Annotated in this window: 11 protein-coding genes; 10 read left to right on the top strand and 1 reads right to left on the bottom strand. The window is 73.5% G+C overall.

Features of this window, described 5'->3' with window-relative positions:
• The first annotated feature begins 51 nt into the window (after positions 1 to 51).
• Both ABGB21_RS23705 and ABGB21_RS23700 read left to right on the top strand, forming a co-directional pair.
• Positions 52 to 1,176, top strand: coding sequence for a DNA alkylation repair protein (locus ABGB21_RS23705; RefSeq protein WP_347679595.1), 1,125 nt, complete (start codon positions 52 to 54; stop codon positions 1,174 to 1,176).
• Between the two features lie 147 nt (positions 1,177 to 1,323).
• Entirely contained in the window at positions 1,324 to 1,998 is a 675-nt protein-coding gene (locus ABGB21_RS23700) for a hypothetical protein (protein WP_347679593.1), read from the top strand.
• Here ABGB21_RS23700 and ABGB21_RS23695 read toward each other — a convergent pair.
• Positions 1,987 to 2,586, bottom strand: a complete 600-nt coding sequence (locus tag ABGB21_RS23695) for a hypothetical protein (protein ID WP_347679591.1) — start codon at positions 2,584 to 2,586, stop codon at positions 1,987 to 1,989. The two genes, ABGB21_RS23700 and ABGB21_RS23695, sit on opposite strands and share 12 nt — an antisense overlap.
• Before the next feature lie 112 nt (positions 2,587 to 2,698).
• Between ABGB21_RS23695 and ABGB21_RS23690 the strand changes: the two genes are divergently transcribed.
• The 8 genes from ABGB21_RS23690 to ABGB21_RS23655 all read left to right on the top strand — a co-directional run bounded on the left by ABGB21_RS23690 (position 2,699) and on the right by ABGB21_RS23655 (position 15,660).
• The gene (locus ABGB21_RS23690) at positions 2,699 to 3,664 is read left to right on the top strand and encodes a phosphotransferase (protein ID WP_347679589.1); all 966 of its coding nucleotides are present in this window, start codon (positions 2,699 to 2,701) and stop codon (positions 3,662 to 3,664) included.
• A 493-nt stretch (positions 3,665 to 4,157) separates the two neighbouring features.
• Entirely contained in the window at positions 4,158 to 7,124 is a 2,967-nt protein-coding gene (locus ABGB21_RS23685; protein WP_347679587.1) for an AAA family ATPase, read from the top strand.
• Positions 7,125 to 7,321: 197 nt separating this feature from the next.
• A complete protein-coding gene (locus tag ABGB21_RS23680) occupies positions 7,322 to 7,465 on the top strand; it encodes a hypothetical protein (protein ID WP_331216643.1) in 144 nt (47 codons plus the stop codon).
• Positions 7,466 to 7,642: 177 nt separating this feature from the next.
• A complete protein-coding gene (locus tag ABGB21_RS23675; protein ID WP_347679585.1) occupies positions 7,643 to 8,911 on the top strand; it encodes a hypothetical protein in 1,269 nt (422 codons plus the stop codon).
• A gap of 14 nt (positions 8,912 to 8,925) precedes the next feature.
• Entirely contained in the window at positions 8,926 to 11,199 is a 2,274-nt protein-coding gene (locus ABGB21_RS23670; RefSeq protein ID WP_347679583.1) for a tetratricopeptide repeat protein, read from the top strand.
• Positions 11,200 to 11,205: 6 nt separating this feature from the next.
• Complete coding sequence (locus ABGB21_RS23665) at positions 11,206 to 12,033, top strand: LuxR family transcriptional regulator (protein WP_347679581.1); 828 nt, start codon at positions 11,206 to 11,208, stop codon at positions 12,031 to 12,033.
• 197 nt (positions 12,034 to 12,230) lie between these two features.
• On the top strand, positions 12,231 to 13,220 hold the full coding sequence (locus ABGB21_RS23660; protein WP_347679579.1) for a hypothetical protein: 990 nt from the start codon (positions 12,231 to 12,233) through the stop codon (positions 13,218 to 13,220).
• Between the two features lie 28 nt (positions 13,221 to 13,248).
• Positions 13,249 to 15,660 (top strand): TOMM precursor leader peptide-binding protein, encoded by a 2,412-nt coding sequence (locus tag ABGB21_RS23655; RefSeq protein ID WP_347679577.1) that lies wholly within the window; start codon positions 13,249 to 13,251, stop codon positions 15,658 to 15,660.
• Position 15,661: the final 1 nt, after the last annotated feature.

The following is a 15,661-nucleotide window of genomic DNA, read 5'->3' as shown; positions in this document are numbered from 1 at the left end:
CCGGCGCGCAGAATGGTCCGCGCCGATCAACGGACCACCCGGGAGCAGCAGATGCCCTTCGCCGACGAACTCATCGGTGCGCAGACCGCCAGGGCGCTGGTGAGCGCGGTCGCCGTGGTCGCGCCGCAGGCGCCGCTGTCCGCGTTGCGCCGGGCCGCCGGCGACCTGGCCGGCCGCTCCCTGCGGGAACGCAGCGACCTGCTCGGCGAGGCGCTGCGGCGGGACCTGCCCGGCGACTACGCCACGTTCGCCCGGACCATCCGGGCGGCCCGGGACGGCGCCCTGCCGTTCCACGGCTGGCTGGTCTGGCCGGTGACCGAGGCGGTCGCCGCCGCCGCGGTAGCGGACGGGACACTCACAGCCTTCGACGACGCGATGGCGTTGCTCGCCGACCTCACCTCCCGACTCACCGCCGAGTTCGCCCTCCGTACGCTGCTCCACCACGACCTCGACCGGGCCCTGGCGATCATCCGGGGCTGGACCGACAGCCCCGACCCGGACGTCCGGCGACTCGCCTCGGAGGGGACCCGGCCGTTCCTGCCGTGGGCGAAACGTGTCCCCGGGATCCTGACCGACCCCCGGGCCACGCTGCCCATCCTCGACGCGCTCTACCGGGACGAGAGCGAGTACGTCCGACGGTCGGTCGCCAACCACCTGAACGACCTGAGCCGACAGCAACCGGACATCGTCGCCGAGACGGCCCGGTCCTGGCTGGCCGCGCCAGACGAGAACACCGACCGGGTGGTCCGGCACGGGCTGCGGACCCTGGTCAAGCAGGGGCATCCGGGGGCGCTCGCGCTGCTCGGCTTCACCGCGTCGGCACCGGTCGAGGTGGTCGGGCCGGCGCTGGCGGCGACGGAGATCCCGTTCGGCGGCAGCGTCGGGTTCACCGCCACGATCACCAACACCGGCACCGGGCCGGTGACCCTCGCGGTCGACTACATCGTGCACCACAGGAAGGCGAACGGCAGCCAGCGGGGCAAGACCTTCAAGCTGACCACCATGATCCTCGCCCCGGGCGAGCAGCGTCGGCTGGTCCGTGAGCATTCGTTCCGGCAGATCACCACCCGGCGCTACCACCCGGGCGCACACGCGATCGAACTCCAGGTCAACGGGGTCGCCTCCGGGCGTACGGAGTTCACCCTGCTGCCGGACGTCGACGCCGCAAGAGAGTGACCGTGGCGCCCAGCGGCGGCAGATCCGGACATTCGTCGTACGCGGTCGTACCCAGCACGCTCATCGACCGATGGTGATACCTGCCGTGCCGATTGAGGTCGTGACCAGCGGGTACGCCCGGAACCTCGGACAACGGGAGGGTGGCTCATGGGGGAACGGCACACGATGTTGCGCTCGATGCACGACCTCGGCCTGGCGGCCTGGTTCGGCGGCACGCTGATGGGGGCGGTCGGGGTCAACGGCGCGGCGGAGAAGGTCACCGACAAGAAACAGCGGCTCGGTGTCGCGTCGGAGGGGTGGGCCCGGTGGACCCCGGTCAACGCGGCCGCGATCGGCGCGCACGTGGTCGGCGCGGCCGGAGAGTTGATCACCGAGAGTCCGCGGGTGTTCGCCCAGGCCGGTGTCGGCAAGATGAGCGCCGTCAAGACCGGTCTGACCGTCGCCGCGCTGGCGGCGACCGGCTACAGTCGACTGCTCGGGATGAAGCTGCAGAAGACCGCCGAGGCCCCGGTGGTGGCCGGCACCGCGCCGATGAACGGCACACCGCCGGACGTGGCGGGCCGGCAACGCCAGCTGCGGGTCCTGCAGTGGGTGATCCCGGCGCTGACCGGCGGGTTGATCATCGTCACCGCGTTCGCCGGGGAGCAGCAGAAACCCGGGCAGGTCCTCCGGGGCGTGATGCGGCGGTTCGGCGGCATCAACCACGCGACCAGGGGCGTGCGCCAGGTTGTCGGGCAGGGGATCGGCAAGCAGACGCCGGTGCTGCGCAAGATGGTGGGGATGCGGATCGGGCAGCAGGCACTGGCGAAACTACGCCACTGACCCGGGCGCCCCGCGCTCGATGACCTCCGTCGGCCCTGACCGCAGGGGCGGTCGACGCAGCAGGGCGCGGATCCGGCCCGGTCGCCGTACCTCGACCAACGGGTGCGGCACCGGGCCGTCGGCAACGCCGTCCAACGACTGCTGCAACGCCCGCAGGGCGGGCCACCAGGCAGGGTGAGCCTCCACCACCTCGGCGAGCACCGGACTGTTCCGTAGCATGTGCGCGGGCCACTCGTGCCACTGCTGCGCGAAGTCGAAACCGGGCAGCAACGCCGTCGTCCGCAGGTCGCCCTCGAGAACGTCGGCGAGCAGCTCGGCGAGACTGACCAGCACCGCCCGCTCGTCGCCGCGCGGCGGGCAGGACCGGCCAGCGAAGAAGTACGGTCGCAACGAGGGATCCCTGACCAGGTGTTGGTACCAGCCCTGGGTCAGGGTGGCGAGCCCGCTGGTGGCGGTGACTCTGGTGATGCCGTTGTTGAGCCGGGTCTGTTTCGCCAACTCCCGGGTCTGTACGGCGGCGAAGAGCAACGACACGACCACCAGGACCAGGCCGACAACGTCGACGATCGTCTCCATGAGGTCACCCATCCGATCGACTGGTGTCGAGGCTCGTGGTTCGACCCTAGAACGGGTCTGCAACAGTGCCGGCTCGGAAAAGTCGGTTGATCCCGCCCGGCCCAGGTCGGCACAATCGCGCACCATGCGGGACAGACCGGCGGAGATGACCGAGTCAGACCTGGTCGCGGCGTTGTCCGACGGCTGGGGGCTCGACGTGGCGGGGTTGACGTACCGGCCGGTGGGGGCGGGCAGCTACCACTGGTCGGTACTCGACGACACCGACCGGACGTGGTTCGTCACCGTCGACGACCTCGGCGCCGACCCCGAGGGACGGGACGCCGTCTTCGCCGAGCTCGGCAGAGCCTTCGACACCGCGCTCGTCCTGCACCGCGACGCCGGACTCGGCACGGTGGTCGCGCCGGTTCCGACCGGGGACGGCACGTCGGCGTACCGGCTCGACCCCCGGTACGCCGTCTCGGTCTTCCCGCTGCTCGACGGCGTCGCCGGCAGGTTCGGTCCACACCGGCCGGCCGACCTGCCCGAGGTGCTGGACCTGCTCGTGACACTGCACCAGGCCACCCCGGTGGTCGCCCGGACCGCCGGCCGGTTCGTACCGGATCTGCCCGGCCGGCAGCGGCTCGAGGCGGCCCTCGACGACCTCGACCGACCGTGGCACACCGGCCCGTACGCCGAACCGACCCGGAAACTGCTGACCGTCCAGACCGTACGGATCCACGGGTGGTTGGCCGACCTCGACCGGCTCGCCGCGCGGGTGGCGCAGACCGGTGCCGAACCGGTCGTCACGCACGGCGAACCGCATCCCGGCAACCTGCTGCGGACCGCCGACGGGTTGCGGCTGGTCGACTGGGACACGGTCCGGCTCGCCCCGCCGGAGCGGGACCTGTGGCTGGTCACCGAGGATCCCGACCTGCTCGCCGACTACTCCCGGGCGACCGGACGCCCGGTCGACGTCGCCGGGCTGGCGTTCCACCGGCTGCGGTGGAAGCTCGCCGACATCGCGATCTACGTCGACGAGCTGCGCCGGCCGCACGGGGAGAGTGCGGACAACGCCGCCTCGTGGAGCTATCTGACCAGCTACTTCGACTGACCAGGCTCGGCGCGGCGGGTCGCGCCGGACCGCGAGCACATTGTCACGGGGTTGTCGGGATGCCGCGCTCGACGATTCGGATGATTCGTGGTCGCCGATCGTTTCGTTTTCGGACGGCGAAACTGGTGACGCTGTCGAAAATGGTCCCGCCTGCGGGACCAGGTCTTCCCGCGATGCGGGAGGAACTGTCTGTCCCCGACCCCTTCGTGCGCTATTGGCGGAGCCGCAGGATCTGCGCCCGAGTTGACCTCCGGTGCTGTCGGGGTGCGGACTCAACGGTCCTGCGCCGGGTCGTGACCAGGCGTCATCAGCCAAAGGGGAGCCGACCTCCGCTGTCGGGTAAACGGGCGGGGATTGCGGCCATAGATTCCAGGTGCGTTGCTGTCAATGGACTGATGACCGATTTTAGTCCGCCCTGATCGGGTCTGGCATCAATAACGGTCAACGCGGTTATCTCGGCACGCAGGCTTTCCGATGCCCCCGGAGGTGCCGTGTGTCGATCCAATCTGTCCCGGAACCGTCCGCCGTCCCGAGACCCGCTGTCGGAACACCCACCGCGACGAGATCCGCCGCCGGCCCGGCGGTATTCGTCGGGCGGGACGACGAGTTGGCCCGGACGGTCAGACTGCTCGACGACTCGTCGCAGCCACGCTTCCTGACCCTGGACGGCGAGCCCGGCATCGGCAAGAGTCGACTCCTCGCCGAACTCGTCCGAACCGCCCAGGGGCGCGGACGTGTGGTGCTCTCCGGCCGGGCCACCGAGTTCGAACGCTCCCTCCCGTACGGCGTGGTGCTCGACGCCCTGGCCGGCGTACCCGCGCAGCGCACCGAACTGCAGGCGTTGCTCGACGCCGTCGCGGGCCGGGACCTCGACGCGGCCGGCGGGCCCGGCGCCGAGCCGGTCGGCGCCGGTCCCGCGGCGGCGGTCGAACGGCACCGCCGGCACCGGCGGCTGTGCGAACTGCTCACCGCCCTCGCCCGGCCGGCCCGGCTGCTGCTGGTCTTCGACGACGTGCAGTGGGCCGACGACGCCTCCGTCGAGTTCTTCGGTTACCTGCTGCGGCACCCGCCGGGAAACGGTGTGCTGGTGGTCTTCGCCTACCGGACCGACCAGTGCCCGGACCGGTTGGCCGACGGACTCGCCCACCTCACGCCCGCACCCACCCGGATCCGACTCGGGCCGCTCTCCGGACCCGACCTCGACCGCTGGCTGCCGGCCGAACCGCCGTCCCGCCGCCGGCTGCTCCACCAGGTCAGCGGCGGCAACCCGCTCTACCTGGAACTGCTCGCCGGCACCCCGACCCAGGTGCTGGCCGCGCTGCGGCGGGGCGACTTCCCGGACGAACCGGTGAGCACCGCCCTGCACGGCGCGATGGCGGTGGAGGTACGCGGGCTGAACCCCACCGAGCGGCTCGTCCTCCAGGCCACCGCGGTGGTCGGCACCGGACTCGACGTGCCGGCGGTGGCCGCCGCCGCCGAACTCGACCTGTGCCGCACCGGCGTCGTCCTCGACAACCTGGTGGCCCGCGACCTGCTGCGCCAGGCCGGTGGCACGTTCGACTTCCGACATCCGCTGGTCCGGGCGGTGGCGTACTGGATGGCCGGCCCGGCGTGGCGGCTCGCCGCCCACCGGCGGGTCGCCGCGCACCTGCAACAGCGGGGCGCACCGTTGACCCTGCGGGCCCACCACCTCGCCCGGGCCCTCGAACCGGGTGACGAGGACGCCGTCGAGGTGCTCACCCTCGCCGCCCGCAGCACCATGGGCAGTGCACCGAGCACCAGCGCCACCTGGTTGCGGGCCGCGTTGGCGGCCCTGCCCGACCGCCCCGACCAGGCCGACCGGCGGGCCGAACTACGGCTGCTGTTCGCCAAGGCGCTCAGCGTCACCGGGCGCTTCGACGAGTCCCGGGCCGTGCTGCACGACCTGGTCGCGATCGCCGGACCGCACCGGCACACCGCCGTCGAGCAACTCGCCGTGCTGGAGCGGCTGGCCGGCCGGCACGACGTCGCCAGCACCCTGCTCAGCGCCGAACTGGACCGGCTCGGCGTCACCGGCGCCAGCCAGGCGATGCTCCGGCTGGAACTGGCGGTCAACGAGATGCTCGCCGGTCGCTGGCGATCCGGTGCCCGGCACGCGGCGAAAACCGTCGAACGGGCCCGGCGTGGCGGGCACCGGGGGTTCGAGGCGGCGGCGAGCACCGTACTCGCCGCCTGCGCCCTGGCCAAGGGCCCGTTCCCCACCGCCCGGGTACGGATCTCGCACGCCGGCCGGATGATCGACGCCCTCGGCGACGTCGCGCTCCGGGACGAACTGGGGGCGATCGCACTGCTCGCCTGGGTCGAGGCGATGGTCGACCGGTACGCCGACGGCCTCGCCCACGCCGAACGCGGCATCGACGTCGGGGTGCGGTTCGGCCGGATCCACGTCCTGCCGGTGCTCTACGCGGCACGGTCGGTGCTGTACGGCGCGGCCGGCCGGGTCGACGAGTCGCTCCGGGACGCGGAAGAGGCCGAGGAGATCGCCCGCTGGCAGGGCAGCGCCGAGGCGGCGACCCTGGCCAGCGCGGTCCGGCTCCGGCCGCTGCTCTGGGTCGACGGCCCGGAGGCGGTACGCCCCGTCCTGGACCGGCTGCGGGGCAGCGCTCCGCCGCGCTCCACCCTCTACCGGGCGGTGGTGCAACTGCACCTGGCGGAGGCGTGCCACGCGCTCGGCGAGTACGACGACTGTCAGGAACTGCTGGCGGACGCGGAGACGTACCGCTGTCTCGGACCGGCCGAGGCCAGCGTCCTGGCGCTACGCGCCCTCGCGGCCGCCGGTGCCACCCCGGCCGGGGCGGCGAACGTCCCCCCACCCGCCGGTGCCGGCCCGGCCACCAGCGCCGGATCGGCCACCGGTGCCGGCACGTCGGCACAGCTGCGGCGCTGGCTGGGCCGGGCCACGGACGTCGCCGCCGGCATGCCGGCCCGGCTCGGCCACGTCGGCCTGGCCCGGGCCGGACTCCTGATGGCACAGAACCTGCCCGCCACGGCGGTTGCCGAGATCACCCCGACCATCGGCTGGTTCACCCGGGCCGGCACACCCGTGGCCGAGGGACAGGCCCGGATGCTGCTCGCCGAGGCGGAGTTCGCGTCCGGACATCCACAACCGGCCCGGGAACAGCTGGGCCGGGCCAAGAAACTCTTCGCCGGCAGCGGGGCGCGCTGGCTCGCCGGTCAGGCGGACCGGGCCCAGCGTCGACTGGCGGCCCGACTGCCCCGGCAACGTACCGAGGGCCCGGTGACGCTCTCCGCCCGCGAGCGCGAGGTCGCCGAACTGGTCGCCCAGGGCCTGACCAACCACCAGATCGCCGGTCAGCTGGTGCTGAGCCCACGCACGGTGGAAACCCACGTCACCCGGATCATCGCCAAACTCGGCGTCCCGTCCCGGGCCGCGGTCGCCCGCCAACTCGGCGACCACTGACCGCACGGAAGGGGTCCTTCCCGTTGCCGGGTGGCAGTCGGCGCTGCGGAAGGACCCCTTCCTGACCGGTCGATCCCGGGGGGCGGCCGTCGACGACTCAGCGTGCCGGACCCGTACGGGTTCCGTGTTTCTCCGGATCCTAGGGCGGCCGACGGCGGGCAGAGTGGGGCACCTACTCGTCGAAGGAGGTGAATCCCATGTCCCACCCGCAGACCCGGCCGCTGAAGAAGCTCGTGGTGCGCAAGGCGGGCCCGGTCCGGCTGACCGCCGCCGCTTCCGCGATCTACGGCGACACGTGCGGCCCGTCCCTGCCCGGTCCGATCTGGCCCTGGGTGAACTGATCCGCCGGAGTCGCCCGGCCGGGGCAGGCCCGGTTGGCCGGTCAGGTGGCCGGTCACGCGGCCGGGCGACGCCGTGGACGCGGTGGGCGTTCCCGCGGCGGTGCCGCGGATGCGGTGCCGTTTCTGAGGCGGTGCCGTGGCGGCGGTCGAGTCGCGAGGGTGATAGGAGGGACCCCGATGGAGACCGGTCAGCTCGACCGGGTGGTACGCCTGCACCCGCTCGTCTACCTCGAGGAAGCCGACGCGGTCACGGTGGGCCGGCCGGACGTCGACTCGTACGCGATCTTCCCGCCCGACGGCGCGGAACTGGTCCGCCGGCTCGCCGCCGGGACCACGCCCCGGCAGGCCGCGCAGTGGTACGCCGACACCTACGGCGAGCCGGTCGACGTCGCCGAACTGCTGGACACCCTCGCCGAACTGGAGTTCATCCGCCCGGCCGGGGACGACCGGCCGGCCGGCGGCGACGGGTCGGCCGGCGGCGACGGGTCGGCCGGTCCGGGCGGATCGTCCGACCTGGCCACGGCACCGGGCCCGGTGCGCTGGCAGCGCCTCGGCCGGGCCCTCTTCTCCCCGGTCGCCTTCGCCGGGTACGCGCTGCTGGTCACCGCCGCGATCGCGGTGATGGTGGCCCGACCCGACCTGGCACCGCACTACGACCACATCTTCTTCACCGACTACTACTCGGTCATCGAACTCACCCTCTTCCTCGGGCAGATTCCGCTGATGCTGCTGCACGAGGGCGCCCACGCGCTCGCCGGCCGCCGGCTCGGGTTGCGGTCCCGGCTCTCGCTCAGCCACCGCCTCGGCCGGCTGGTGCTGGAGACGTCGCTGGACGGACTGGTGGTGGTGCCCCGCCGCAAGCGGTACCTGCCGATGCTGGCCGGGATCGGTGCCGACGTACTCACCGTGGCAGCGTTGACGCTTGTCGCGGCGGTGCTCCGGGAACCCGACGGCAGCATCCCGCTGGCCGGTCGGATCTGTCTGGCGTTGGCGTTCGGCACCGTGCTGCGTACCGTCTGGCAGTTCTACTTCTTTCTCCGTACCGACCTCTACCACCTTTTCACCACCGTCTTCGGCTGCGTCGACCTGCACACCACGGCAGTGCGGATGCTGCGCAACCGGGTCAACCGATGGCTCGGCCGCCGGGACCGGCGGTACGACGAGTCGCTGTTCCATCCGGTCGACCGCCGGATCGGCCGCTGGTACAGCTGGCTGGTGGTGGTCGGCTACGCGGTCGGCCTGTCGACGCTCGTCTACATGCTGCCGGCGGTGTACCGGTTCGCCAGCGGCGTCCTCGGCCGCTTCTTCACCGAACCGGACCTGGTGGGCCTGGCCGACTCGGTCGTCTTCCTCGGCCTCAACGTCGGTCAGCTGGTCCTGCTCGTCGCGGTGATGGTCCGGGAGCGCCGGAACCGTGCCCCGCAACCCCGTCACGTCATCGCCTAGGGAGGCGCGACCGCATGCCTGACATCGAACCGGCTGGCGCACCAGCCGGGCCGCCGGACCCGCCGGACCGCCGGAGCCGACCGGCAGGCGACGGGCCGTCGGGGCCGGCGCACCACTGGATCAGGGCCCGACACCGGCACGACCGGCGGCGGTTGCTCACCGCGGTCGCGGCGGGCGAGGTGCTGGTCGGGGTGGACGCGCACCGGAGCCGGTTGCCCGGTGCCGTGCCGGCGGGGACGATCCCGGCGGGGGCGGTGCTGGCCGAGGTGGACGCGCACCGGAGGCGTCGCGGGCCGTACACGGCCGCGGGTCAACTGCTGCGGACGGTGGTCCCGGAGGCGTGGCGCCGCTACCCGGAGCTGGTCAGCCGGCACGAGGTGGAGGTGCTCTCGCTCGCCCCGGAGCTGCGGGACCTGATCCCGGCGACCCGGCACACCCTGACCTCGCTCGCCGTTCCGGAGGAACGGACCCGGTTCTACTCCCGGCTCCGGACGCTGCGGATCGCGCACGGTCTCGTCGAGTTCCTCAACGACCACCTGCGCCGGCTCGGCGGCGGACCCCGGTATCTGCTGGTCGACAACCTGCACCGGGCCGACCCCACCGACCAGGAACTCTGCGCCGTCCTGCTGCGCCGCGCCGACCCGGAGCTGCTCCGGCTGGTGATCGCCACCGACACCGACGACCTTGTCGCCCCGCCGGGTCCGCTGGCGGCGTCCCTGTCCGAGGCGTTGCGCCGGTACGCCACCGAGGTGGTCGCCGCCGCGACCCCGCCGCCGGGGCTGCCCGAGGGGTCCGACCTGGACCTGGCCCGCCGGTACGTCACCGACGACTGCGTCGACGACGACCCCCGGGTACGGGCGGCGTACCAGCGGCTCGACCCGGCGGACCGGGCCCGGCTGCACGACGAGCGGGTGGCCGAACTGACCGGGCATCCGGAATGGTCGGTGCGGCTCGGCGCGCTCCCGTACCACGCCGAGCACGGGACCGACCCGGCCGGCGCCGGTGCCGACGCGCTGCGCGCGGCCCTCGACTACTGCGTCGACATGGGCTTTTACCACGCCACCGTCGACTACGGGGAACGCGGACGCGCGGCCGTCGACTGGACCGGGCAGCTCGACCACTGGTGGGCGTTCACCACCAAGATGACCACCTCACTGGCCGCGCTCGGCCTGCCCGAGCAGGCCCTGGCGCTCTACCACGAGGCCCGGGCCCAGACCACCGCCCCGATGGTGCACCTGCAGGCGGCGTACGCGACCGCCATGCTGCACACCCGCTACCTGCCGAAGGAGCACCAGGACCACCACACCGCCCGGGGCTGGGCCAACCTGGCGATCGCGATCGCGCAGTGCCTGCCGGACCCGAAGATCCGGGCGTTCAAGACCGTCTTCAACCAGAACGGGCTGGCGCTGGTCGCCGTGCACGAGGGCCGGCTCGACGAGGCGTTGACCCTGGTCAGCAACGGCATCGACCGGCTGGAGCAGGACCTCGACGACACCGAGCACGCGTTGCACCGCTCGGTGCTGCGGCACAACCGCTCGCAGGTGTACGCCGCCCTCGGCCGGTACGACGACGCGTTGACCGACCTCGACGCGGTGATCGCCGCCGACCCGCACTATCCGGAGTACCACTTCGACCGGGGCAACCTGCTGCGCCGGCTGGGCCGGCCCGCCGAGGCGGTCGACTGCTACGAGCGGGCGTTGGCGCTCTCCCCGCCGTTCCCGGAGGTGTACTACAACCGGGGTGACGCCCGGGTCGAACTCGGCGACCTGGCCGGGGCGCTCGCCGACTTCGGGTACGTGCTGGAGCTGGACCCGACCCACCTCGACGCGTACGTCAACCGGGCCGGGCTCCGCCTCGACCTCGGCGACGCCGACGGCGCCTGGCACGACGTACGGGACGGGCTGGCGCTGGATCCGGAGAACCCGCACCTGCGCTGTGTCCAGGGGCAGCTGCTGACGGCCGACGACCCGACGGCGGCGACCCGGGTGCTGACCGGACTCGTCACCACACATCCCGACTTCGCCGACGGTTGGGCGGCCCGGGGCGCGGCCGCGTACGACCGGGGTGAGCTGGCCGACGCGGTGACCGACTTCGGTCGGGCGCTCGCCCTCGCCGACAACCCCGCCGTCCGGTTCAACCGGGGCACGGCACTCGCCGGAGCCGGCCGGTACGAGGAGGCGCTCGTCGACTTCACCGAGGTCCACGCCGCCACCGGTGACCCGGAGGCGCGGACCCAGATCGGAATCTGCCTGGAGCGGCTCGGCCGGGCGACGGTGCGGATGGGGTGAGTGGTGGTGACCCTGACGGTGGACTTCCCGGGTCCGGCGCCGTTCGTGGGCCGGACGGCGGAACTCGCCCGGATCGAGGCGGCGGTCCGTGGGCTGGACACCGGACGGCAGGGGATCGTCGAGGTGGTCGGCGGCCCGGGTACCGGCAAGTCCCGGCTGATCGTCGAGGCGCTGCGCCGGCTGGACCGACCCGGCACCACGGTCTGTGCCGGGTCGGCGGCCGAGGCGGAGCGGCGGATCCCGTTCCACGTCTTCCTGCACGCTTTCGGCGACGAGGTCGCCGAGCACCTGGGCGCGAAGCACCAGCTGTGGGCGGTGGTGGCCCGGGAGGGCTGCGGCGAGCGGCTCAGCGTGGCCCGCTACCAGCTCTACCGCGCCTGGCGGCGGGCGGTGGCCGCCCGGGTCGGTTCGGGTCTGGTGCTGGTCCTCGACGACCTGCACTGGGCGGATCCCGCCTCGGCGGACCTGATCGCGCACCTGGCCCGGTATCCGGTCCCGGGGCCGCTGCTGCTCGTCCTCGCCGGCCGGCCGGGCGCCGGACCGCCGCGTCGGCCCCGGTGCGCGGTGGCCGAGCCGGTGCCCCGCTGCCGGATCACCTTGGACACCCCACCGTCGGTCGGTGCGGATCCGCTGACGCTGCTGACCGACCGGGAGCGTGAGGTCGCCGGGTTGACCCTGACCGGGGCGACCACCCGACTGATCGCCCGACAGCTGCAGCTCAGCCCCCGTACCGTGGACGCGCACCTGATGCGGATCTACCGCAAGCTCGGGGTCGCCTCCCGGGCCGCGCTGGTCTGCCTGCTGGCCGCCCGGACCTGGGACGCGGCCGGATGACGGGACACCCGGCGACCCGGTCCGTCGTTACCGGGCCCGGTGTCGTGGCCGGGACGACGATGACACCGATCCGTGACACGGTTGCGGGGCGTCGGCACGGTCCGGCGCCAACCGAAGATCCAACGCCGCGACCGGCCGATACTCGCTTCGACGGTGGTGCATTCCGGACGCCACCGCCGGGGTGGTGGGAGGCCAGCGTGGAACGTCGGCGACAGGGGTGGGCACTCGGACTGGTCCTGCTGCTCGGTCTCGGCGGCTGCGGCGCAGACCAGGCGGTGTCCGCCGGCGGCACCCCGTCGGCGGCCGCGTCGGGATTCGGCGCGACCCAGGCGGCCGAGGTGCTGGCCGCGTTCGACGAGGGCGACTCGGCGGCCTCCACCGCCGGCGACCCGGACGCGCTCGCCCGGTTCGAGACCGCCCCGGCCCTTGACGCCAGTCTCGCCGGGGTCCGGCGGGCCGATTACCACAAGCGGACCCAGCCGGCTTTCCAGCACGTCGACCCGAAGTTCGCCCTGCCCGGCACCGACCCCCGGTGTTTCCTGGTCAGCGCCACGCTGCGGATCACCGGCGAGGAGTCGACCTACGTCGACTTCAGCCAGTTCGTCCGTACCCCGGTCGGCGACTGGAAGCTGAGTCACCACGTCCAGGTGAGTCGGGAGGCGGTGCCGGCGATCGGTGACCTGTCGGCCAGCCCGGCGGTGCCGTCGGCCGAGGCGGTCGGCGAACGCAGCCGCAAGGCGATCGCCACCGAACTGCTGGCCCGGACCATCGCCACCGACCGCGCGGACACCTCGCTGGTCGCCTCCAGCCCGCTGCTCGACCAGCAGTTCGCCGCCGGCTGGACCATCTACCAGCAGCAGATGGCGGCGGCGAGGATGACGGTCGAGCGCACCATGCAGAGCGCCGAATGGTCCGCCTGCGCGGCCCGCACCCCGGGCGGCACCCTCGCCCTGCTCACCATGTACGTCACCGACCGGGTCGCCCCGGCGGCCGGCAACCGCGCACCGGTCGTCCTGCCGGCCGAGAGCCCCGACATGATCGCCCTCGGCGAGCGGGACGGGGTACGCGGTCCCGCCGTGTCGGTGTCCCGGGTGGAGGTCTTCCTGCTGCTGGTTCCGGACGCCGAGGGCTCCCCGGCCCGGGTGCTCGGGCTCAGCGACGCCCCGACCAAGGTGACCACGTCCTGACCGACGGTACGGCGACCCGGAGGCACCGATGCGACGACCACGGTTCCGAGCCGACTACCAGCCCGTGCCGGTTGCCGGCGACGACGGCGACTACCTGGTCGTGGTCGGCGAGGAACGGAACCTGCTGATCGAGGACCCGGTCGCCGCCGAGTTGGCGCCGCTGCTGGACGGCACCCGGGACGTCGGGGTGCTCACCGCCGCGCTCGCGCCCCGCCATCCGGTCGCCGCGGTGGCCGGCGCGCTGCGCCGGATGGCGGAGCTGGGACTGCTGACGTACGGGCCGACCGGGGTGGGGGCCGCCCGGGCCGCCGGCTGGGACGCCCGGGAGATCGCACCGGACGCCGCCGAGTGGTGGGGCCGGACCGGGCAGGTGCTGCTGGTCGACGCCGGCTCCCCGGGCCTGCGCGGACTCGCCGCCGCGCTGACCGGCTGCGTCGACCGGGTCGAGGTGGTCGACGTGACGGCCCGGGACCTGACCCGACGACTCCGGGATTTCGCCCCGACCGGCGCCGCCCCGACCGACGCCGCCCCGACCGACGCCGCCCCGACCGGCGCCGCCCCGACCGGTCCGGCGGACGGGCATGGGACAGCGGCGGCGGGACCCGTCGTCGGTCCGGCGGGGCTCGTCGTCGCCGTACCGGGAAGTGTGCTGGACCCCCGACTGGCCGCGCTGAACCGGGCCTGCCTGGACGCCGGTGTGCCGTGGACGCTGGTCCGACCGCACGGCGGCGTCCTCGTGCTCGGCCCGCACCTGGTCCCGGACGAGACCGGCTGCTGGGAGTGTCTGCGTCAGCGGTGGACGGACAACGAGCAGGTGGAGAGCTTCCTCGCCGGCCACGCCCCGGACCGGCCCCGCCCGGTCGCCGCCCGGGCCGCGCTGCCGGCGACCAGCCTGGTCGCGGCCGGACTGCTCGCCGCCGAACTGCCGGTCCTCGGCCTCACCGGCCGGTCCGCCCGGCTGACCGGCCGGATGCTCACCTTCGACACCCGCGACCACACCGCCACCCAGCACGAACTGGTCCGGCAGCCACAGTGCCCGGCCTGCGGCGACCCGGACCTGACCCGCAAGGCCGACGCCCGGATCGTGCTCACCGGCGGCACCCCGACCGGCGAGACCGACGGCGGCACCCGGCTGCGGGACACCGCCGACACCTACCGGCTGCTCTCCCGGCACGTCAGCCGCTACCTCGGGGTGGTGACCCGCCTCGACGCGCTCGACGAGGAGGAGAACCTCACCTACAGCTACCTCTCCGGGCACAACTTCGCGCTCGCCCGGCACCCGGTCGGGCTGCGCAAGAGCCTGCGTGGCCTCTCCGGCGGCAAGGGCCGGACCCGGCTGCAGGCCAAGGTCAGCGCGATCGGCGAGGCGATCGAACGGTACAGCGCGGTGTGGCGCGCCGACCGCCCGGTGCACCGGGCCAGCTACGCCCAGCTCGGCGCGGACCGGGCGGTGCACCTGCGGGACCTGCTGCTCTTCTCCGACCGGCAGTACCGGGACCGGGACCGGTTCAACCGCTCCGGCGGCCACTTCCACCAGGTGCCGCTGCCGCAGCCGGACGATCGCGAGATCGACTGGAGCACCGGCTGGTCGCTCACCGCCGACGCGCCCCGGGAGATCCCGGCCGCCTACTGCTGGTACGGCCACCCGGAGGTCAACCTCGGGATCTGCGGCCCGGACTCGAACGGCTGCGCCGCCGGCGCCACCGTCAGCGAGGCGATCCTGCAGGGCTTCTGCGAACTGGTCGAGCGGGACGCGGTGGCGCTGTGGTGGTACCACCGCTCCCGGGTGCCGGGGGTGGACCTCGACTCGTTCACCGACCCCTGGATCGACGCGCTGCGCCGGCACTACGCCGACACGCTGGCCCGGGACCTGTGGGTGCTGGACGTCACCGCCGACCTGGGCGTCCCGACGTACGCGGCGGTGTCCCGGCACACCGCCCGCCCGACCGAGGACGTCATCGTCGGCTTCGGCGCCCACCTGGACCCCCGGGTCGCGCTCGGCCGGGCACTGACCGAACTCAACCAGTTCCTGCCGATCGTCTCCCGGTTCCTCGACGGCCGGACCCGGTACGGCGTCACCGACCCGGACACCGTGCGCTGGTACCGCACCGTCCGGGTTGCCGAGCAGCCGTGGCTGGCACCCGACCCGACGACGCCGCCGAGCACCGTGGCGACCCGGCCGTCGCTGACCACCGGCGACGTCGCCGGGGACGTCCGGCACTGCGTGAGCCTGGCCGCCGACGCCGGGCTGGAGGTGATCGTGCTGAACCAGTCCCGGCCGGAACTGGAGCTGGCGGTGGTCAAGGTGCTGGTCCCGGGACTGCGGCACTTCTGGCGGCGGCTCGGCCCCGGACGGCTCTGGACGGTGCCGGCCCGGCTCGGCCGCACACCGTACGCGGCCGACGAGGACGCGGTGAACCCGCTCAGCGTCTTCTTCTGAC

Source organism: Plantactinospora sp. B24E8 (genome assembly GCF_039871735.1).
In the GTDB taxonomy this organism is placed as follows: Bacteria; Actinomycetota; Actinomycetes; order Mycobacteriales; family Micromonosporaceae; genus Plantactinospora.
The sequence above is the reverse complement of the archived record's forward strand: the minus strand, read 5'-3'. Positions and strand labels throughout refer to the sequence as shown.